Annotated in this window: 20 protein-coding genes; 7 read left to right on the top strand and 13 right to left on the bottom strand. The window is 47.6% G+C overall.

Features of this window, described 5'->3' with window-relative positions:
* Positions 1-64 precede the first annotated feature (64 nt).
* From pspC to pspA, 3 genes are read right to left on the bottom strand one after another with little or no spacing between them, the layout of a single operon-like run.
* The gene (pspC, locus tag AB8599_RS05310) at positions 65-451 is read right to left on the bottom strand and encodes an envelope stress response membrane protein PspC (protein WP_407332734.1); all 387 of its coding nucleotides are present in this window, start codon (positions 449-451) and stop codon (positions 65-67) included.
* Positions 448-678 carry an envelope stress response membrane protein PspB gene (pspB, locus tag AB8599_RS05305; RefSeq protein WP_407332733.1) on the bottom strand — a complete coding sequence of 77 codons (231 nt, stop codon included), beginning with the start codon at positions 676-678 and terminating at the stop codon, positions 448-450. Before pspB ends, pspC begins: the two co-directional genes overlap by 4 nt.
* Before the next feature lie 24 nt (positions 679-702).
* Complete coding sequence (gene pspA, locus AB8599_RS05300; protein WP_407332732.1) at positions 703-1,368, bottom strand: phage shock protein PspA; 666 nt, start codon at positions 1,366-1,368, stop codon at positions 703-705.
* Between the two features lie 187 nt (positions 1,369-1,555).
* Between pspA and pspF the strand changes: the two genes are divergently transcribed.
* The 6 genes from pspF (at position 1,556) to AB8599_RS05270 (ending at position 7,927) form a co-directional block, all read left to right on the top strand.
* Positions 1,556-2,557 (top strand): phage shock protein operon transcriptional activator, encoded by a 1,002-nt coding sequence (gene pspF / locus AB8599_RS05295; RefSeq protein ID WP_407332731.1) that lies wholly within the window; start codon positions 1,556-1,558, stop codon positions 2,555-2,557.
* A gap of 110 nt (positions 2,558-2,667) precedes the next feature.
* Positions 2,668-4,287: an ABC transporter substrate-binding protein SapA gene (gene sapA, locus AB8599_RS05290; protein WP_407332730.1), complete on the top strand. Its 1,620-nt coding sequence runs from the start codon at positions 2,668-2,670 to the stop codon at positions 4,285-4,287.
* A gap of 3 nt (positions 4,288-4,290) precedes the next feature.
* Entirely contained in the window at positions 4,291-5,253 is a 963-nt protein-coding gene (locus AB8599_RS05285) for an ABC transporter permease (RefSeq protein WP_407332729.1), read from the top strand.
* Complete coding sequence (gene sapC, locus AB8599_RS05280) at positions 5,240-6,127, top strand: putrescine export ABC transporter permease SapC (protein WP_407332728.1); 888 nt, start codon at positions 5,240-5,242, stop codon at positions 6,125-6,127. The genes AB8599_RS05285 and sapC overlap by 14 nt, the downstream gene beginning before the upstream one ends.
* On the top strand, positions 6,127-7,137 hold the full coding sequence (locus tag AB8599_RS05275) for an oligopeptide/dipeptide ABC transporter ATP-binding protein (RefSeq protein WP_407332727.1): 1,011 nt from the start codon (positions 6,127-6,129) through the stop codon (positions 7,135-7,137). The genes sapC and AB8599_RS05275 overlap by 1 nt, the downstream gene beginning before the upstream one ends.
* Complete coding sequence (locus tag AB8599_RS05270) at positions 7,121-7,927, top strand: ATP-binding cassette domain-containing protein (RefSeq protein ID WP_407332726.1); 807 nt, start codon at positions 7,121-7,123, stop codon at positions 7,925-7,927. The genes AB8599_RS05275 and AB8599_RS05270 overlap by 17 nt, the downstream gene beginning before the upstream one ends.
* A 134-nt stretch (positions 7,928-8,061) precedes the next feature.
* Here the strand turns inward: AB8599_RS05270 and pyrF are convergent, their stop codons facing one another.
* The 9 genes from pyrF to AB8599_RS05225 form a co-directional block, all read right to left on the bottom strand.
* Positions 8,062-8,757, bottom strand: a complete 696-nt coding sequence (gene pyrF / locus AB8599_RS05265) for an orotidine-5'-phosphate decarboxylase (protein WP_407332725.1) — start codon at positions 8,755-8,757, stop codon at positions 8,062-8,064.
* A 6-nt stretch (positions 8,758-8,763) separates the two neighbouring features.
* Positions 8,764-9,933, bottom strand: a complete 1,170-nt coding sequence (gene lapB / locus AB8599_RS05260) for a lipopolysaccharide assembly protein LapB (RefSeq protein WP_407332724.1) — start codon at positions 9,931-9,933, stop codon at positions 8,764-8,766.
* A gap of 6 nt (positions 9,934-9,939) precedes the next feature.
* Positions 9,940-10,224 carry a LapA family protein gene (locus AB8599_RS05255; RefSeq protein WP_407332723.1) on the bottom strand — a complete coding sequence of 95 codons (285 nt, stop codon included), beginning with the start codon at positions 10,222-10,224 and terminating at the stop codon, positions 9,940-9,942.
* A gap of 226 nt (positions 10,225-10,450) precedes the next feature.
* Entirely contained in the window at positions 10,451-10,729 is a 279-nt protein-coding gene (ihfB, locus tag AB8599_RS05250; RefSeq protein ID WP_407332722.1) for an integration host factor subunit beta, read from the bottom strand.
* A 75-nt stretch (positions 10,730-10,804) separates the two neighbouring features.
* A complete protein-coding gene (gene rpsA / locus AB8599_RS05245) occupies positions 10,805-12,475 on the bottom strand; it encodes a 30S ribosomal protein S1 (protein ID WP_407332721.1) in 1,671 nt (556 codons plus the stop codon).
* A 102-nt stretch (positions 12,476-12,577) separates the two neighbouring features.
* Positions 12,578-13,264 carry a (d)CMP kinase gene (gene cmk / locus AB8599_RS05240; protein WP_407332720.1) on the bottom strand — a complete coding sequence of 229 codons (687 nt, stop codon included), beginning with the start codon at positions 13,262-13,264 and terminating at the stop codon, positions 12,578-12,580.
* Between the two features lie 168 nt (positions 13,265-13,432).
* On the bottom strand, positions 13,433-14,716 hold the full coding sequence (gene aroA, locus AB8599_RS05235) for a 3-phosphoshikimate 1-carboxyvinyltransferase (RefSeq protein WP_407332719.1): 1,284 nt from the start codon (positions 14,714-14,716) through the stop codon (positions 13,433-13,435).
* Positions 14,717-14,830: 114 nt separating this feature from the next.
* Positions 14,831-15,895 carry an ion channel gene (locus AB8599_RS05230; RefSeq protein WP_407332718.1) on the bottom strand — a complete coding sequence of 355 codons (1,065 nt, stop codon included), beginning with the start codon at positions 15,893-15,895 and terminating at the stop codon, positions 14,831-14,833.
* Positions 15,896-16,097: 202 nt separating this feature from the next.
* Positions 16,098-17,501 carry a uracil-xanthine permease family protein gene (locus AB8599_RS05225; protein ID WP_407332717.1) on the bottom strand — a complete coding sequence of 468 codons (1,404 nt, stop codon included), beginning with the start codon at positions 17,499-17,501 and terminating at the stop codon, positions 16,098-16,100.
* A gap of 299 nt (positions 17,502-17,800) precedes the next feature.
* On the opposite strand from AB8599_RS05225, the gene AB8599_RS05220 reads away from it, so the two are divergent.
* Positions 17,801-18,568, top strand: a complete 768-nt coding sequence (locus AB8599_RS05220; protein WP_407333182.1) for an MBL fold metallo-hydrolase — start codon at positions 17,801-17,803, stop codon at positions 18,566-18,568.
* Between the two features lie 72 nt (positions 18,569-18,640).
* Here the strand turns inward: AB8599_RS05220 and serC are convergent, their stop codons facing one another.
* Positions 18,641-19,723 (bottom strand): 3-phosphoserine/phosphohydroxythreonine transaminase, encoded by a 1,083-nt coding sequence (gene serC, locus AB8599_RS05215; RefSeq protein ID WP_407332716.1) that lies wholly within the window; start codon positions 19,721-19,723, stop codon positions 18,641-18,643.
* Positions 19,724-19,758 lie beyond the last annotated feature (35 nt).

Raw genomic sequence — 19,758 nt, 5'->3', positions numbered from 1 at the left:
GCTCCTCTTATAACAAGAAATCCCCCGCTATTAGAGCGAGGGATGAGGATAACAGCTTAAAAATTTAGAGCTTTTTAAACTGGCGATTGAGATCGAATTCGCTAGAGGTAACATAGGCTTCCATTTTGGCGACGCCTTGCTCCATCTGCATCATTTCCTGATCAATATCGGCCAGTAAGTGACTCGCTGATTTCCCTTGTTGCCAAGGTTTTTGTTTGACCTGATGCTCTCGGAAATGGTGAGTTTTCTTTGCTTCTTCTGGCGGCATTTTTTCGAGAATCAACGTCGCAGCAATGTATGCCACAATCACGAAAAAGCCTAGCCCAATCAGAAAAGCCGACACGGTAATAATCCTTACCAACCAAATCTCAACACCCAAGTAATCGGCGATACCTGCACAAACGCCGCCGATTTTCCCGTTTACAGGATCACGATACAACGTTTTGCTCATTCTTTATGTCTCCAATTTGGTGCTTCTTCATCAAGAATTCTCTCTAATGAATGAATGCGGTCTTGCAGCGCTTCAGCGCGATCTGCCAGTGCTTGTAACTGCTCGTACTCATCACCACTCAAGCCTTGACCCACTTGACGCTTGCTGCGGTAATGGAGCCACAGCCATAGGGGTGCCACAAAAACCAGAAACACCACCAATGGGATGGATAAAAACGCCATTGACATGCCAACTCCTTACCTTGTTAGGTTTTATTCTTTGTCCTTGAGTTCCGCTTTCATGCGAGCGAGTTCTTTTTCAATTTCATCTTGCGCTTGTAAGTCAGCAAATTCGTCTTCGAGATGCTTACCTTTGCCGATGCTGTAACTGTCTGCTTCCGCTTCCAGCTCATCAATACGGCGCTCGTACTGCTCAAACTTTGCCAGCGCTTCATCTGTGCGGCCGGTGTCTAGTTGACGACGTACATCGCGACGTTTTCCTGCGGTTTCGCGGCGAATAACCAACGCTTGTTGACGCGCACGGGTTTCGCTCAGTTTGGTTTCCAGTTCTGCGACTTCGTTGCCCAGCTTTCCAATGGTCTCTTCTACCAAATGGAACTCTTCTTTAAGAGTCAGCAAGATATCGTGCACTTTCTGTTTTTCAATTAACGCGGCACGAGCCAGATCTTCACGAGATTTCTGCAACGCCAGTGTCGCTTTTTCCTGCCAATCTGTCATTTGACGTTCGATGCCGTCAATCTTACGCGCTAATTCTTTTTTGTCAGCCAATGCACGCGCAGATGATGTGCGAACTTCAACTAACGTGTCTTCCATCTCTTGAATGATCAGGCGAACCATTTTCTGCGGATCTTCTGCCTTGTCCAACAGTGAATTGACATTAGCGTTAACGATGTCTGCAAAGCGAGAGAAAATACCCATTGTGATGCTCCTTTTTCCGAATGCGCTCTTTGCGCCTACCGATTGAGGGAATACCTCATTTGGTAATGTACATATCAAACAACGTGCCAACTTTTATTATTTATAATATTCAGCCACTTAAAGAATATAATGAATTATACAGCGATAAGCGTATGATGAAATAAACTAACAGTTGGTAAATTTAGCCATGCAAAAGCCTGACAACCTTATCGGCGAGTCTGACCACTTCCTCTCAGTGCTCGATCATGTCTCTCGAATCGCGCCATTGAACAGACCTGTGCTGCTGCTAGGTGAACGAGGAACAGGTAAAGAGCTGATTGCGAAACGTCTTCATTATTTGTCACGACGTTGGGATGGCCCCTTGGTGAGCCTAAACTGCGCGGCACTGAGCGAAGGCTTGATTGACTCAGAGTTGTTTGGCCATGAAGCAGGTTCATTCAGCGGTGCCAAAGGTCGCCACAAAGGGCGCTTTGAACGCGCTGAAGGCGGCACGCTGTTTTTGGATGAACTGGCAACATCACCGCTTGGGGTACAAGAAAAACTGCTACGTGTGATTGAATACGGCGAGTATGAACGTGTTGGTGGCAGCGATATGTTAAGTGCTGATGTCAGGCTTATTTGCGCCACCAACGAGAACCTGCCACAACTGGCCGCTGACGGGCAATTTCGCGCTGATCTGCTCGATCGACTCGCGTTTGATGTGATCCACCTTCCCCCGCTTCGTGAACGTCACGGCGACATTTTATTGTTAGCGGAATACTACGCGTTGAAGATGTGCCGAGAACTCGGTTATCGCTATTTTTCTGGTTTTACCGCTGGCGCAATACAAGCACTCAACGACTACCATTGGCCAGGGAACGTGCGCGAGCTAAAGAATGTGGTTGAGCGTGCAATTTATCGTCATGCGGACGAGGACAGTCCTGTCGATGCCATACTTCTTGACCCTTACAAAGCGCCTTGGGCTGCAACGCCGACGGCAGAAGTGAAAACAACGCCTCAATTTGTATTGCCCATGGATTTACGACAGTGGCAACAAGACCAAGAAAAAGAAATCGTTGAATTTGCGATGGCACATGCCAAGTTCAATCAAAGACGTGCCGCAGAGTTGCTGGGGTTAAGCTACCATCAAGTGAGAGGACTATTGCGAAAATACAATCTAGTTGGTGATGAAAACATCGATTCTGACTAAGTTTTCAGCTTGTTGTTCTGAAATCATCCCCTAAATTGCACCGTCACTTGGTGACTTTGTTGCTTCAGTGGTAAATTAACATCTTAACTTTATTACCTAATCATTGGCTTATGAGCGCGCTAAGTCGCTTGCTGATTGCAAGCGTAACCATTCTCCTTCTGGCAGGATGTGAAGATCCGTTCTCAGACAACTCTGCGCGAAACCGCGGGTTTATCTATTGTGGTCCGGGTCAGCCAAACACATTCAATCCGCAGCTAACCGACGGTGGCTTAACCGCTGACGCCCTTTCTAGCCAAATTTTCGATCGTCTATTGCAATTGGACCCCATCACTTACCAGCCTATTCCTATGCTTGCGCAAAGTTGGGAGGTGAGTCCAGACGGCAAGGAATACACTTTCAATCTGAGAAAAAGTGCGACATTTCAGGTCACCGATTGGTTTATTCCGCACCGTGGTCTGACCGCAGAAGATGTGGTATTCAGTTTCGAAAGGCTGATTGACCCCAACCACCCTTTTAACAAGGTCTCTGGCGGGGAATATCCTTGGTTTGACAGTATGGACTTCCGTGGCCTTGTCGAAGATGTGGTCGCCATCGGTAACTACCAGGTGCGTTTTACCTTGTCTCGACCGGATGTGTCGTTTCTTTCAACGCTCGCCACAACGTATGCTGTTATTCATTCAGCAGAGTACGCCAAGCATCTGTTGACCTCGGGCACGCCGGAACGCATTGATACGCATCCTATCGGTTCAGGTGCATTCTTTTTGGACGATTATCAGCCACATCGCCTTATTCGCTTAAAACGCCATTGGGGCTATTGGAATGGTGCGGCTCCCATGGAGCAAATCGCTTTCGATATCAGCACACGCGGAACAGGTACGTTTACCAAGCTGATCACACGCGAATGCGATGTGCTGTCGTCCCCAATCGCCAGCCAACTGTCCGTTATCGAGCAAAACCCTGATTTTGTTCTCGCGTCACAAACGGGCATGAACGTTGCTTTTCTGGCGCTAAACACACGACATCCTGCGTTATCAGAGCTTGAAGTGCGCCAAGCAATAAGCTTAGCGATCAACCGCGACGCGCTCATCCAATCGGTTTATTACGGCACGGGTACAACAGCCACGGGTATGCTTCCACCCATGTCTTGGGCTTATGACAGTGAAAGTACGACTGCGTTCGACCCACAGCTCGCGCTCGGTCTAATGGCTAAAGCGGGCTATCGTCATGGTTTTTCGGTCGATCTTTTAGTCCCGCTCACGCCCAAGTCCTACAATCCAAGTCCGAGAAAAGCCGCGGAACTTATTCAATCGAATCTTGCTGCAATTGGCATTACAGTCAATATCATCGCGCAGGAAGACATTAACCGTAAGCAGCTAAGGCAAGATCCAAATGATTTAGACATGGTATTGACAGGGTGGATAGCGGACAACGGTGATCCTGATAATTTTCTTCGTCCTCTTCTGTCTTGCAATGCCAAATTCACGGGTTGGAATCTTTCGAATTGGTGTAACCGCTATTTTGATCGCTTTTTAGATTCCGCCATCGCTACCGATGTTCGTGAAGAGCGCCGAGCACTTTATTTACAAGCTCAGGATATCCTTAAAGATCGCATGCCACTTATCCCTCTCGCGCACGGCGTTCATTATCAGGCACGAAATGCCAGATTGCAGGGCGTTACTCTTAGTCCTTTCGGAGACAAATCTTTTGCCAATGTTTCTAGGAGCCAGTGATCTATGTTGATCTACGCAATACGCCGGCTCAATTTGTTCATCATCACGCTTTTGATACTGACTTTTATCGGCTACAACATCGTTCGCTTGGATGCTTTTTCCATATACAACCAACAAGAATTCTGGACCGGCTGGCTGCAGTACGTCCGTCAATTGATGCAAGGAAACCTTGGTGTTGCAGCGAATGGTTTACCCGTCACTGAATCATTGGCGCGAGTGTTCCCCGCCACCATGGAGCTTTGCTTCTTCGCCTTTTTGCTGGCGCTCATTATAGGCATTCCTTTTGGGACGCTTGCTGGTATCCGACGCGGCTCTGTGGCTGATGTGATGATTTCATCGATTACATTACTGACGTTTTCCATGCCTATCTTCTGGATGGCCATCTTGATGATCATGGTGTTCTCGCTATACCTTGGCTGGCTGCCCGTTTCGGGCCGTTATAACCTGCTGTTTGAAATCCCAACGGTCACGGGTTTCGCATTGGTGGATGTGTTGCTCTCCAACCACCCTCAGCGCAGTCAGGCCATTGAAGATATTATCCGGCACCTGATCATGCCGACCTTGGTGTTGGCGGTTGCACCTACTACGGAAATCATCAAGCTTTTGCGCGACTCCGTGGCGGATGTAATGAGCCAAAACTACATCAAAGCCGCAGCTACAAAAGGCTTATCGAAGTCAGAAATCGTGATGCGTCATGTGCTTAAAAACGCGCTGCCGCCAATCATTCCCAAATTTGGTATTCAAATCTCCACCATGATGACGTTCGCTATCATTACCGAATCAATCTTCAACTGGCCTGGTATCGGAACGTGGTTGCTCAATGCGCTTAGCTTCCAGGACTACGTAACAGTGCAGGCTGGTGTGCTGGCAGTTGGTAGTGTCGTGTTACTTGCCAACATATTCTCTGACTTAGCGGGCGCCGCAATTAGTCCTCTTGCAAGGAAGGAATGGTATGCCCTCAAATAGCGTTTACCTTGAACAGCATATTTCCACGCAATTTGAGCGTTCTTGGAAGGCATTCCGTGAAAACACCCTCGCCGTGTTTGGCTTCTGGTGTTTGTGCTTACTGCTCCTTATTACGATACTTGCACCTTGGATATCGCCTTATGACCCGCAGTTTCAAACAGGACACCTCCTGCTTCCTCCCTCTTGGGATACCAAAGGGACGGTTGATTACTTTTTGGGAACCGATGATTTAACACGAGATATGCTATCGCGTCTTATCGCGGGCTCTCGCTTAACCTTCGGCTACGCCATCTTAGTGGCATTGGCTGCAGGTGTGTTGGGCGTGTTGATTGGCATTTTGGCGGGGATGACCTCGGGACTAAAATCCAGCTTCCTTAATCACTTGCTTGATACCGTACTGTCTATCCCATCGCTGTTGCTGGCTATCATTGTGGTGGCATTCAAGGGGCCGGGAGAAATGAATATTTTGCTGGCAGTATGGCTGGCATTAATCCCTCGTTTTATTCGTGCTGTCTATACCGCCGTGCATGCTGAGATGGAAAAAGAATACATTTTGGCTGCACGCCTTGATGGCGCGAATAGCTTCTATCTGCTCTATCATTCCGTACTGCCGAATATTCTTGTCGTATTAAACACAGAGTTTACGCGAGCAGTATCTGTTGCCATTTTGGATATTGCGGCCTTAGGCTTTCTCGGGTTGGGCGCACAAGCACCTTCTCCAGAATGGGGAGCCATGCTCGGTGATTCTATTGAGCTGGTCTTTACGTCGCCGTGGACAGTGACGCTGCCCGGTCTTGCAATTATGATAAGCGTACTGGTAGTCAACCTTGTGGGTGATGGCGTCAGTCAGGCAATAAACGCGGGGACAGAGTAATGCCGCTGTTAGATATTCGACACCTGACCATTGAGATTGATACGCCTCAAGGCCCCGTTAAAGCGGTAGACCGCATGAGTCTGACCATCAATGAAGGCGAAATTCGCGGTCTGGTGGGTGAGTCTGGTTCAGGAAAAAGCTTGGTGGCGAAAGCCATTTGTGGCGTAACCAAAGACAATTGGCGAGTCAGCGCAGACCGCATGCGCTTGGGTAATATTGATTTGCTTTCGCTACCCGCACGCGAACGCCGCCATTTGGTCGGCAAAGACATTGCGATGATTTTCCAAGAGCCATCCACGTGTCTCGATCCGTCAGAAGAGGTGGGTTATCAACTTGAAGAGGCGATTCCTTCTAGCTCATTTAGCGGCAGTTGGTGGCAGCGTCTCTCTTGGCGTAAGCAGCAATCTGTCGCGCTGTTACACAAAGTGGGCATTAAAGATCACAAGCGTGTGATGAAAAGCTACCCCTATGAATTGACCGACGGCGAATGCCAAAAAGTCATGATTGCTATGGCGATCGCTAACCGCCCTCGCCTTTTGATTGCGGATGAACCGACAGCCGATTTGGATCCAATCACTCAGGCTCAGATTTTCCGCTTGCTCAGTCGAACGAATCAGATCGCCAACACTACCATTTTGTTGATCAGTCATGACCTAACAACCGTGACACAGTGGGCTGACCGCATCACGGTGATGTATTGTGGCCAATCAGTCGAATCCGCAGGGCGAAAACAAATCATTGAGACGCCGCATCATCCTTACACCGATGCCTTGCTTCGCGCGATGCCAGACTTTAGCAAAGATATACCACACAAGAGTAAGCTTGCGGCATTGCCCGGCTCTATTCCCCCGTTGCAGCATTTGCCAATAGGTTGCCGACTGGGACCACGATGTCCTTATGCGCAGCGTAAGTGCGTCGAAGTACCGCGTACTCGCAAGGTGAAAAATCACAAGTTTGCCTGTCATTTCCCCCTCAATATGGAAGTCAAAAAGCATGACCGCACTGCTTGAAGTTGAAGGCTTAAGAAAAGATTATCAATATCGCACTGGGCTGTTTACCAAACGTGTGATTGAAGCGGTTAAACCCGTTTCCTTTTCATTGGATGCGGGTGAAACGTTAGCGCTGATTGGCGAAAACGGTTCGGGTAAGTCTACTCTTGCTAAAATGTTGGCTGGCGTCGTTATGCCATCTGGCGGTGACGTGCGTGTGAATGGTGAAGTGCTGAGACCGAACGATTACAAAACACGTTGCAAACTGATCCGCATGATTTTCCAAGATCCCAATACCTCGCTCAATCCACGTAATCAGATTGGTCAGATTTTGGAAAGCCCGTTGAAGCGAAACACCAACATGACGCCGCAAGAGCGTGAACGCCGTGTAGTAGATACTCTGCGTCAGGTGGGCCTGCTTCCCGAGCATGCGTATTTTTATCCACAAATGCTCGCAACAGGCCAAAAACAACGCATCTCGTTAGCGCGTGCATTGATCCTACAGCCCTGCGTGATTGTTGCTGATGAAGCCTTGAATGGATTAGATATGTCCATGCGCTCCCAGATCCTTAATCTGCTTCTCGAACTGCAGGAACTAATGGGCTTGTCTTACATTTATGTGTCTCAGCACATGGGGGTGGTTAAGCATGTCGCTGATAAAGTGATGGTGATGCAAAACGGGGAAGTGGTGGAATCTGGCAGCACGCAAACCGTGTTTTCTGAACCTCAGCATGCGCTGACGCAACGCTTGATTGAAAGCCATTTTACTGCCCCAACGCTCGACAGGCGGTCACGTTACAACACGGCTTAAAGCAAAAAGAGCGACCAATATGGTCGCTCTTTTTCTTTGTATTCAACGTCTGTATTCAACGTCTTTTTTCAATGCGTTAGATGGGTGTCTCCCCAAGCGCGAATAGTGAAGATAAACACTATATCTACAGGCTATTACGCCAACGATGCATTGATCTCAGCCAGCACCGCTGAAGGATTGGCGGCTTGCGTGATAGGACGACCAATCACCAAGTAATCTGAACCAGCACCCACTGCTTCCACAGGGGTCATAATACGGCGCTGATCACCCGCATCACTGCCTGCAGGTCGAATACCTGGAGTCACCAGTTTAAAATCTTGCCCCAGGGCTGCTTTCAACATGCTTGATTCGTGTGCCGAACACACAACACCGTCGAGACCGCTATTGCGAGTGAGCGTTGCCAGTGACAAAACATGTTCTTGTGGCTCACGGCTGATGCCAATACCGGCTAGATCGCTTTGCTCCATGCTAGTCAACACGGTTACGCCAATCAGCAATGGCTTGTCTTTACCATATGGTTCTAGCGCTTCTCGCGCTGCAACCATCATACGTTCACCGCCGCTTGCGTGAACGTTCACCATCCATACACCAAGCTCAGCGGCCGCTGCCACTGCACGTGCACAAGTATTTGGAATATCGTGAAATTTCAGATCCAGAAAAACGGTATGACCACGCTCATGCAGTTTGCGCACATAGTCAGGACCGTAAAGGGTGAACATCTCTTTACCCACTTTCAGGTGACAACTACCTGGCTCAATACGATCAACAAACGCAAGCGCCTGATCAATGTTTGGGTAATCTAATGCAACAATAACTTTTGGATCCTGCATTTCCAATTATTCTCCGTCTAGACCTCTGATGGGTTTTATCGAGCCCCATCCTTTGCATGATGGACAATGCCAATACAAAGAATGGGTCGAGAAACCGCATTTCCTACAACGGTAATGCGGCTTCACTTTTAACTGTTCCTCTACCAAGTGCTTGAGGGTCGTTAGGCTGATTTTCGCTCGCCCTTCTTCCGCTTGCTCGACATGAAGCTCCATGAGTTTATGGAAGCCCTTCATGGTCGGGTTCTTGGTCAATTGGCGTGTTAAAAAACTTTGCGCCATGGCCGGGTTTTCATGGTCACTGATAATATCGGACATCATCAGTTCCGCCGATGCGCCAGTGTTTTTCTCAATACAATTTTTCAGAAAGCGCACCAACGACATTTCTTTGTCCATGTGTTGGTAGCACTGCTCTAATAAAGGCAATGCTTCGCTGACAAAATCAGGGTCTTGTTCAAGCACATGCTCAAGCCCCTTTGTCGCATCTTTATAATCTTTGTTTTCTATATCAATGCGCGCCAGCATTAACGAAGCGCGGACACACCCTTTATCAGTCGATAACGCTTTGCGCAGCAGTTGCCTTGTGGTTTTCTCATCACTTTCAGCCAGCGACTGCATTGCAAGCTCACAGTAGAAGTGTGAAATATCACGCTTAAGTTTTGTCTTTCCAGACTTGACCAAACGACTCGCGATATCGATGGCTTTATCCCACTCTCGGGTTTGCTGATAAATAGCGAGTAGCTGTTGCAAGGCAAACTGTTTGTAATCAGGTTCTTCAATCAACTGATGAAAAATTTTCTCGGCTCGGTCAAAAAAGCCAGCCACCATATAGTCTTTGGCGAGTTGTTGCAGAGCGAGATTACGTTGATCAAGAGTAAGGTTTGGACGTGCGATGAGATTTTGGTGAATGCGAATAGCTCGGTCAACTTCGCCGCGGGAGCGGAAAAGATTACCGAGTGCTAAGTGGGTATCAATCGTCTCGTTATCGACTTGGAGCAGTTCTATAAATAGGTCGACGGCTTTGTCTGACTGATCAGACAGAAGTAGGTTTAAACCCGCGACATATTGTCTCGATAGATGATGAGACTGATCCTGTTTACGATGACGAGCATTCCTATTGCCCATATACCAACCGTAACCAGCGGCGATTGGCAGCAACAGAAACAACAGCTCAAGCATGTACGATTATTCCTTAACTGGGTCGATTCGCAGTTTGTCTAATTCCTGACGCTGTTTGTTTACTTGCTTCTTGAGCATGGCGGCAGACATTTTCGCTTTAAGGTAAAGCATACCGCAAATCAGCCATCCGAGCGCAAACCCAGTGCCAAATACAACGCCCAGAAGTAAAGACAATCTGAACTCGCCCTGTGCTACCAGATAATTGAAGTGAACCACTTCCTGATTTTGCGCACCAAGGGCAAGTGTGATTAGAAAACACAGGACGAGTAAAACGATACCAATAATCTTCACAGTCACTCCCTCTCTATTATTTCCAACAACCTATAAGACGAAGGCGTTTAACGCCAGTCTTGCATGCTGGACTAGTATACCCAAGCCACCTAAAGATATGTTGTTCAAAAGTGGCTTGGGTATACCTGTGATTATGCAGTAATTTGGCTTGTCAGACCATTGTAATAGACATAAAAAAAACGGCACACTTAACGCATGCCGTTTTTTGTTCGAAAGCGAATCAATCTTATAGATTAACTCGGTCACGAAGCTCCTTGCCCGGTTTAAAGTGAGGAACGTATTTACCGTCCAACTCAACCTTATCGCCTGTCTTTGGATTGCGTCCAACGCGAGGAGCGCGATAATGCAAAGAGAAACTACCAAAACCACGAATCTCGATTCTGTCACCAGACTCAAGTGTAGTGGCCATGTGCTCAAGGATTTCCTTGATGGCATCTTCTACCTGTTTGGCAGAAAGATGGGTTTGTTGACTACATAGCCTTTCGATTAGCTCAGACTTGGTCATGTACACCCCGCTTTTAGTATGTTTCTCAACAGTATAACTGTAGAGAGGGAAATTTTCCCCCTCAGTTCACATTAATTATTCGCTTTTCGCAGCTTTGAAAGCATCTGCCATTGCATTACCGAACGCTGCTTCATCAGTTTTGTTCAGTGTAGCCATAGCTTCTTGCTCTTCTGCTTCGTCTTTCGCACGAACAGACAAGTTGATTACGCGGTTCTTACGGTCAACACCGGTGTACTTCGCTTCAACTTCGTCGCCAACAGCAAGAACTAGAGTTGCATCTTCAACGCGGTCACGTGATGCTTCAGAAGCACGTAGGTAACCTTCAACGCCTTCGATCAACTCAACGGTTGCGCCTTTAGCGTCAACTGCAGTTACTTTACCCTTAACAATAGTACCTTTCTTGATGTCAGCCAGGTAGTTGTTGAACGGGTCTTCTTCCATTTGCTTAACGCCAAGTGAGATACGCTCACGCTCAGCATCAACCTGAAGAACTACTGCAGAGATCTCGTCGCCTTTCTTGAAGTCGCGAACAGCGTCTTCGCCTGCAACATTCCAAGAAATGTCAGACAGGTGAACTAGGCCGTCGATACCGCCGTCAAGACCGATGAAGATACCGAAGTCAGTGATTGACTTGATCTTACCAGTTACGCGATCGCCTTTGTTTTGCATTTCTGCAAATACTTGCCATGGGTTGTTCTTACATTGTTTCAGACCCAGGCTGATACGGCGACGCTCTTCGTCGATGTCCAGAACCATAACTTCAACTTCGTCACCCACGTTAACAACTTTAGATGGGTGAATGTTTTTGTTAGTCCAGTCCATTTCAGAAACGTGTACTAGACCTTCAACGCCTTCTTCGATTTCTACGAAGCAGCCGTAATCAGTCAGGTTAGTTACACGACCAGTCAGTTTGTGACCTTCTGGGTAACGGTTAGCGATTGCTACCCATGGATCTTCGCCAAGCTGCTTAAGGCCTAGTGATACGCGAGTGCGGTCACGGTCAAACTTAAGAACTTTAACCAGGATCTCGTCACCAACGTTAACGATTTCTGATGGGTGTTTAACGCGTTTCCAAGCCATGTCAGTGATGTGAAGCAGGCCGTCAACACCGCCTAGATCTACGAACGCGCCGTAGTCAGTCAGGTTCTTAACGATACCTTTAACTTCCATACCTTCTTGCAGAGAAGCAAGCAGTTCATCACGCTCAACGCTGTTTTCAGATTCGATAACAGCACGACGAGAAACAACAACGTTGTTGCGCTTCTGGTCTAGCTTGATAACTTTGAACTCCAGCTCTTTGCCTTCCAGGTGAGCAGTGTCACGTACTGGACGAACGTCAACCAGTGAACCAGGTAGGAACGCACGGATGCCGTTAAGCTCTACAGTGAAACCGCCTTTAACTTTACCGTTGATAACACCGATAACAGTTTCAGCTTCTTCGTAAGCTTTCTCAAGTTGGATCCAAGCTTCGTGACGTTTCGCTTTTTCGCGAGACAGTTGAGTCTCACCGAAGCCATCTTCGATAGCGTCTAGAGCTACGTCAACTTCAGCACCAACTTCGATTTCTAGCTCGCCAGCAGCGTTTTTGAATTGCTCTGCAGGGATAGAAGACTCTGATTTCAGGCCAGCATCAACAAGAACGTAACCGTTCGCGATAGCTACAACAGTACCTTTAACGATGGCACCTGGACGAGTTTCAATCGTTTTTAGCGATTCTTCAAAGAGTGAAGCAAAAGATTCAGTCATTAATTTGGTCTTCAATTAATTAAACGTCCACGGGTATCCTACCTCGTGGGGTTGATATTAATGTCGGTCATCATCCTTGCGACCAACGGCTTTGCCGCTACTTCAGGAAGTAACGGTAAATTTACTTTCAATATAGGACAATGCTTGCTCAAGCACCTGCTCAATGTTGAGAGAGGTGGAATCTAGCAAAAGTGCATCGTCCGCGGGACGTAATGGCGCGACTGCGCGGTTGCGATCTCGATCATCACGTTCCTGAATTTCGTTCAAAAGGCGGTCAAAGTTAACATCTAACCCCTTTAGTTGCAACTGGTTCATGCGGCGATTAGCGCGCTCTTCAGCGCTTGCATCAAGGAAAATTTTCACTTCTGCTTTTGGAAAAACCACCGTTCCCATGTCTCGGCCATCAGCAACCAATCCAGGTGCGTCGGCAAATGCGCGTTGACGGCGCAACAAGGCCTCGCGAACGCGTGGCAGCGCTGCAACTTTAGAGGCTGCCATGCCAGTTTCCTCTTTGCGAAGTTCACTCGAAACATCTTCGCCTTCTAGGATCACTTTAACCAAATCACCTTCAGCTTTGAATTGCACGTCAAGATGTGCAGCAAGAGGCACTAGTGCATCTTCAGATTCAGGGTCAACACCGTGGTGAATAGCAGCCAACGCAAGAACACGATAAATCGCGCCAGAGTCGAGCAAATGCCAGCCCAGCTTTGCCGCTATCAGCATGCAAAGGGTCCCCTTTCCGGCACCACTTGGACCATCAACAGTAATTACGGGCGCGAGGGTAGACATACACTTCTCCAAATCGTTTACGATCAGAACATCATTAAAGGCAGACGGTGGTTGAATCACCGAACGGTAAGATGCGCTGAGGAATCGGGGCGTATTATAGGGAATTACGGCCAAAAAAAACAGGCCGGAGATTTTCCGGCCTGCTATCTATATGCTTGCACTGTGACGTTATCTTTCCGCCAGTGATTCCAATTTATCGAAGTAGTCAGGAAACGTTTTCGATGTGCACTTTGGATCGTTGATTGTGACTGGCGTGTCGCTTAACGCGACCAATGAAAAACACATTGCCATACGGTGGTCATCATACGTATCAATAGCTGCGTGATTTAACTGCTCCGGAGGAGTAATGATGATGTAGTCTTCACCCTCTTCCACTTCCGCACCCACTTTACGAAGCTCTGTCGCCATCGCGGAAAGGCGGTCAGTTTCCTTCACGCGCCAGTTGTAAACGTTACGAATGGCTGTTGTCCCTTTGGCAAACAGTGCGGCTGTCGCGATGGTCATGGCAGCATCTGGAATATGGTTAAAGTCGAGATCAACCGCGTTCAGTTCACCACGTCGAGCAATCACGTAATCATCGCCCCACTCAATCTCTGCCCCCATTGCTGCTAGCGCATCAGCAAACTGCACATCACCTTGAATACTTTTGCTACCAATACCCGTCACTTTCACTTCACCGCCTTTAATTGCGGCAGCGGCAAGGAAATAGGATGCAGAAGAGGCATCACCCTCAACAAGAAACTCACCCGGTGCGGTATAGGTTTGGTTTCCTTTAACAAAGAAGACTTGGTAGTTATCGTGCTCAACCGAAATACCAAACTGCGACATGATGTGCAGCGTAATATCGATATACGGTTTAGACACCAAATCGCCTTTAATACGAATTTCAGTATCACCACTAAACAGCGGTGCTGTCATCAAAAATGCCGTCAAGAACTGGCTCGAAATCGTGCCATCAATTTCTACCGAACCACCTGCAATATCGGCGCTAATGATTTTTAATGGCGGATAATTTTGATTTTCAAGGTAGGTAACATCAGCACCGACATCACGAAGCGCATCCACTAAATGGCCGATTGGGCGCTCTTTCATACGAGGCTCGCCAGTAAGCACGTACTCGCCTTTGCCTAAACACAGTGCGGCGGCCAACGGACGCATTGCCGTGCCTGCGTTGCCAAGAAACAACTCAATCGGTTCAGATGTTTGAAACGCACCACCGAGACCTTCAACTTCGCAGACTGTTTTATCATCAGACAAACGATAGGTGACACCCAGCTTTGCCAATGCGTTGAGCATGTGGCGAATATCATCGCTATCGAGCAAATTAGTTAAGCGTGTTGTGCCTTTTGCAAGCGCGGCTAACAGCAAAGCGCGGTTTGACACACTTTTTGAACCAGGAAGGTTCACTTCACCGTTAATTTTAGAAATAGGTTGTAACGTCAATTGCTCCATCTGAACTACTTGGGATCCTTAATTTTTCGTAACCCGAGAGTAACGAAAAAGCAGCGCTTCGGCTAGCCCCTACTGCATTCAGATAGTCTTTGTTCTATTTTTGTCTTTAAGCATTTAACGCGTCATTTTCTTCACAAATACAACAACAAATAGGGCAATAGTAAAACTACCAGTGAATGCTTCTGTTGCAGCCACTAATCGCGACATTCCAATAGGGATATAGTCGCCATAACCGAGTGTCGTAAAAGTCACCACACTGTAATAGAGGCACTCTGCAAACGCCTGCAGATTACCGCTAAGCCCTTGTTCAGCTGAATACCCGACGGGTTCACCTGAAAACTGAATACCCGTTACAAAATACAGCATGGCACTGATCAAAATGAGTGCGAGTGAAAAGAAAACAACCCGAATAGGGCTTTCCCCATAGCCACAAAACAGATCCACCGTTTTCGACATAGCGCGTTGGGTAGAAAAATACGGCATTTGGTAGCGCCGCATGGTGAGCTCTTTTTGCAAGAAATAGCCTGCCATGGTGAATATACCGTGAGCCTCTGACGCCTTACGCAAATCGCGGTAAATTTCCTCTGATTGTTCGTATAGGTCCAGCGCTGTTTCCATGTCATTGCGCTTTTCTGCGCGCCGCCCTTCCGCTTCTTGTTGAAGGGTATGGCCCACTTTAATGTTGTCAATTTTTGTGTCTGTCAGCTTCACGCCAAGCAAGTTGCAATTGATAAAGCTGGCACAATGAATGTTGGCATCATGCAAGTCTGCCTTCATCAAACTACCGTGATCAAACTTGGCATTAAACAGGTGGGCACAGGTCATGTTTGAGCGATAGAAATTAGCGTGACTAAGATCATAGCCTCCACCAGGGCCGTGCCTTACGAGATTTATATCTTGAAGGTCTGCCCGTTTAACAATTATCCCTCTCAGTTGCCCGCCACTTTTGGCATACGCTTCGAGCTTTTCTTTAACGCCTGACACTTCTTTCGACAAATTCTCATCATGCCAAAAGCAAAAACCTGACTCTTCTGCTGGCTCGTGACAGCTGTGTTTCTCGCCATCTGGATCACGATATCGGCAAGTTGCATGATGATTGTTGTCGTCAACGGTTGAAGAGGATAATTCGGAAACAGTATCTGCATCTTTAATGCGCGCAGAATCAGAGCGATTTGACATAACGGCACCTCCAATTTCTCAGTATAGAGACTGAAACGAAAAAGTGAGAAGCGGGTAAATTTCATCGCACTAGCATCATGGCGCAACAGCGAAAGAAGACGGCAGATAGAAGCAGATGTCAGGAGTGAGCATAGAGGGAAAAGCAGAAAAGGTAGCCACCGATATCTCGCGGTCACTACCCTTTCTTTTATTCGGATATGTTTTACCTCACTTCCTGCAACGCTTGTTTTTTCTCTTCTTCCTTGTCTTCGATTGGCAAGACAAGATTAAGAATGATGGCTGTCAAACCACCCGCCGCCATTCCCGAAGAAAGGATATTACGAATCCAATCTGGCATGAATTGAAGGATTTCTGGTTTTTGTGCAATTCCTAATCCCATGGAGAAAGACAACGCCATGATAAGAATGGCTCGACGATTCAAATCACAACGAGAAATGATGCGAATGCCTGACGCGGCAATCGTACCAAACATCACAATCGTGGCACCGCCCAGAACAGGCTCTGGGATCAATTGAACAAGCGTTGCAACGCCCGGAAGCAAGCCAAGAATTACCAACATACCCGCGACGAAGTAACCGATGTAGCGACTTGCCACACCAGTAAGTTGAATGATGCCGTTGTTTTGGCTAAACGTTGAATTTGGAAAACTATTCAACACCGCCGCCAACGCAGAGTTAACGCCATCAGCTAGCACGCCACCTTTGATGCGCTTCATGTAGATCGGACCAGACACTGGCTGCTCTGACGTTTCAGACGTGGCAGTGATATCCCCAATGGCTTCTAGTGACGTCACCAAAAACACGATCACCAAGGGAACAAGCAAGGTGAAATCGAATGACAGGCCATATTGCATCGGCTGAGGGATAGCAACCCAAGCGATATCTTGTGTTGGCGCGGTGTTGATCATACCCAGCGCAAACGCGATTAATGTTCCTACCGTCATGGCGATCACAATCGAGGACATACGCAAATAAGGATTGTTGATGCGATTAAGCAAGACGATGACTGCTAACACTGAGCCCGCAAGCAATAGATTCCTCAACTCCCCAAACGTGCCATTCTCAATCGCTGCATAACCACCGCCCATGGATGTTAGACCAACTTGAATCAATGTCAGGCCGATAAGCGTCACAACGATTCCTGACACCAGTGGCGTGATCACCCGCTGAGCATGCTCGATGACGCGCGACAGGAAGACTTCCGTTAATGACGCAATCATGATGGTGCCAAAGATGGCTGCCATCATGGTTTCAGTGTCTGCACCGCCCGCTTTCATCGCAAGACCCGCACCGATAATGGGCCCCAAGAAGTTAAAACTGGTTCCCTGAATAGACAACAACCCCGAACCTAGCGGGCCAATCGTACGAATTTGAATAAGCGACGCCAAACCAGACGCGAATAAAGACATGCTGACAATGGTGTTGGTGTCCGAGGCAGGCAAACCCAATGCCTGACAAATGATCAATGACGGAGTGACGACCGCAACAAACATGGCAAGTAAGTGCTGCACTGCGGCAAAAAGGGTCTGTGGAAGAGGTGGACGATCATCAAGACGATAAATCAGCTCTGAAGGACGAACATTATCCGAGTTTGGAGAAAGACTCATTTCATTACCTGCTGTAAATGTACTTACTTCGTCGCGCTGAATGGGCGAAAAAGTTACCTAACAATATGCCCTGTGATTGCTGTTACTCAGTGCTGTCAGATAGTTAAGTGACGATTGTGGGGTGATTTGCGCGCCATTTTATAGAGGGAAAAGAGAAAAGCAATCGTTTGCGTATGGCGAATGGCGTGTATGCCTACAGAATAAGCGCATTTAACAAACTAGAAACAAAACAAACATTAACCAAAAACAGTCGGTATACTCAGAGTGGTCGGATGAGAAAGGAGAGCCAAGTGATCGTGATGAAAACCCTCCATCAGTTGGATGGCTATATTCAATCTATTTATCTTGCTGAATATGAAGATAAGTTGTTGCTGCTGGATGGTTGTAGCCGCGCAGATATTGGTGTGGTCGCACGTTTTATTACACAGACTCTTCGCCGCCCACTGAGTGATCTCAAAATCATTGTCGTGACACACATGCATCCTGACCACGCCGGCGGCGCACATCGCCTTCGCGAGATCACCGGTGCCAGAATCGTTGCAAGTCTCACTAAAGGACAGTGGTATCAAGGACTCGACGGCATTTTGATGTTCTGGAGTGACATGCTATTGGCTAAGTGGATGGCAAAACGCAAAGGAAAACCCGCGAAACGGGTTCGATACTCCCGAAAGTTAACTGCCGACCATTACGTCGCTGATGGTGAAATTCTGCCTGTATTTACAGATTGGCAAGTCCTGCACACACCAGGACACACAGACAGAGACCTTTCATTGCTTCACCTTCCGAGCAACAAAGTGTATGTCGCTGATCTGATGGTGACAGTAAAAGGCCGTTACATCCCCCCCTTCCCGGTGTTTTTCCCAAATCAATATCGCCAATCATTAGCCAAAATTTTCGCCCTTAATCCAAGTGGGATTTACCTGGCCCATGGTGGTGAGGTGACATTGACACCAGAAAGCCAACGCTATTTGGCCGAAAAAGCCCCTGCGCTGCCCGTGACTCATTGGCGATCAGTAAAAGCAAAACTCAAACGTGCTCTGTTGAGCCCAGCCGAAACCACTCAATAAAAAGGCGAAAAAAAACCGCCACATTGGGCGGTCTGTTGAATTCATCGCAGGCATCACAATAAAAACAGAGAATTAGACGTTTTTCGCTTCAAACTCTTTCATGAAAGCAACCAAGGCTTGAACACCTTCCAATGACATTGCATTGTAAATAGATGCTCGCATGCCACCAACATCACGGTGTCCCTTCAACGCTTTCAAGCCACGCGCATCAGACTCGGCAAGAAATGCTTCATCCAATTCAGGGTTAACCAGTTGGAATGGCACATTCATCAATGAGCGATTATCTGGGTGGATTTGGTTCACGTAGAAGTCAGACGAATCAATGCAGTCGTAAAGCAACGCCGCTTTCTCTTCGTTTTTCGCCTGCATCACCTCAAGACCGCCCTGCTCTTTCAGCCATTTATAGACTTCACCCGCCAGATACCAACCAAACGTTGGCGGTGTATTGAACATGGAGTCTTTTTCAGCCAGCGTTTTGTAGTTAAGTACATTTGGCAAAAATTCTTTTGCGCGACCCAACAAATCATCACGAACAATCACTAAGGTTATCCCAGCAGGGCCAATGTTCTTCTGCGCACCAGCATAAATTACGCCGTATTTAGACACATCGATTGGACGCGACAAAATGGTCGAAGACATGTCAGCTACGATAGGCTTATCGGTCTCTGGAAGATCTCGAATTTCAATGCCGTCGATCGTTTCATTGGGGCAAAAATGCACAAACGCCGCGTCATTGCTCAGTTTCCAGTCTTTAGCTGGCATAACCGCACGTTTGCCATCAATTTCTGTCAGCACATTCACGATATGCGGGGTACAGTATTTTTTCGCTTCTTTAACTGCACTCGCTGCCCAATAACCACCATCAACGTAATCTGCAATCGTGTGATTACCCAACAAGTTCATCGGTACTGCAGCAAACTGAGCGCGTGCACCACCTTGACAGTAAAGGACATGGTAGTTGTCAGGAATGGACAGCAATTCACGAAGGTTTTTCTCAGCCTCATCGACAACCGCGAGAAACGGTTTGCCGCGGTGGGAAATTTCCATCACCGAGGAGCCCGTGCCATTCCAATCGATTAATTCAGCCTGAACTTTTTTAAGAACGGCTTGTGGCAACATTGCTGGGCCCGCTGAGAAGTTGTGTACCTTTTCCATGATTTATCAATGCTCCTGCGTTTAATCGCTAAATA

Source organism: Enterovibrio litoreus, assembly GCF_045679545.1.
Taxonomy (GTDB): domain Bacteria; phylum Pseudomonadota; class Gammaproteobacteria; order Enterobacterales; family Vibrionaceae; genus Enterovibrio.
Note: the sequence above shows the minus strand (reverse complement) of the source record. Positions and strands in the feature narration are given on the sequence as shown.

Bases quoted from the DNA above. Each gene is read 5' to 3' on its own strand.
- pspC (WP_407332734.1), bottom strand. From the start codon at position 451: ATGAGCAAAACGTTGTATCGTGATCCTGTAAACGGGAAAATCGGCGGC.
- pspB (WP_407332733.1), bottom strand. From the start codon at position 678: ATGTCAATGGCGTTTTTATCCATCCCATTGGTGGTGTTTCTGGTTTTT.
- pspA (WP_407332732.1), bottom strand. From the start codon at position 1,368: ATGGGTATTTTCTCTCGCTTTGCAGACATCGTTAACGCTAATGTCAAT.
- pspF (WP_407332731.1), top strand. From the start codon at position 1,556: ATGCAAAAGCCTGACAACCTTATCGGCGAGTCTGACCACTTCCTCTCA.
- sapA (WP_407332730.1), top strand. From the start codon at position 2,668: ATGAGCGCGCTAAGTCGCTTGCTGATTGCAAGCGTAACCATTCTCCTT.
- AB8599_RS05285 (WP_407332729.1), top strand. From the start codon at position 4,291: ATGTTGATCTACGCAATACGCCGGCTCAATTTGTTCATCATCACGCTT.
- sapC (WP_407332728.1), top strand. From the start codon at position 5,240: ATGCCCTCAAATAGCGTTTACCTTGAACAGCATATTTCCACGCAATTT.
- AB8599_RS05275 (WP_407332727.1), top strand. From the start codon at position 6,127: ATGCCGCTGTTAGATATTCGACACCTGACCATTGAGATTGATACGCCT.
- AB8599_RS05270 (WP_407332726.1), top strand. From the start codon at position 7,121: ATGACCGCACTGCTTGAAGTTGAAGGCTTAAGAAAAGATTATCAATAT.
- pyrF (WP_407332725.1), bottom strand. From the start codon at position 8,757: ATGCAGGATCCAAAAGTTATTGTTGCATTAGATTACCCAAACATTGAT.
- lapB (WP_407332724.1), bottom strand. From the start codon at position 9,933: ATGCTTGAGCTGTTGTTTCTGTTGCTGCCAATCGCCGCTGGTTACGGT.
- ihfB (WP_407332722.1), bottom strand. From the start codon at position 10,729: ATGACCAAGTCTGAGCTAATCGAAAGGCTATGTAGTCAACAAACCCAT.
- rpsA (WP_407332721.1), bottom strand. From the start codon at position 12,475: ATGACTGAATCTTTTGCTTCACTCTTTGAAGAATCGCTAAAAACGATT.
- cmk (WP_407332720.1), bottom strand. From the start codon at position 13,264: ATGTCTACCCTCGCGCCCGTAATTACTGTTGATGGTCCAAGTGGTGCC.
- aroA (WP_407332719.1), bottom strand. From the start codon at position 14,716: ATGGAGCAATTGACGTTACAACCTATTTCTAAAATTAACGGTGAAGTG.
- AB8599_RS05230 (WP_407332718.1), bottom strand. From the start codon at position 15,895: ATGTCAAATCGCTCTGATTCTGCGCGCATTAAAGATGCAGATACTGTT.
- AB8599_RS05225 (WP_407332717.1), bottom strand. From the start codon at position 17,501: ATGAGTCTTTCTCCAAACTCGGATAATGTTCGTCCTTCAGAGCTGATT.
- AB8599_RS05220 (WP_407333182.1), top strand. From the start codon at position 17,801: ATGAAAACCCTCCATCAGTTGGATGGCTATATTCAATCTATTTATCTT.
- serC (WP_407332716.1), bottom strand. From the start codon at position 19,723: ATGGAAAAGGTACACAACTTCTCAGCGGGCCCAGCAATGTTGCCACAA.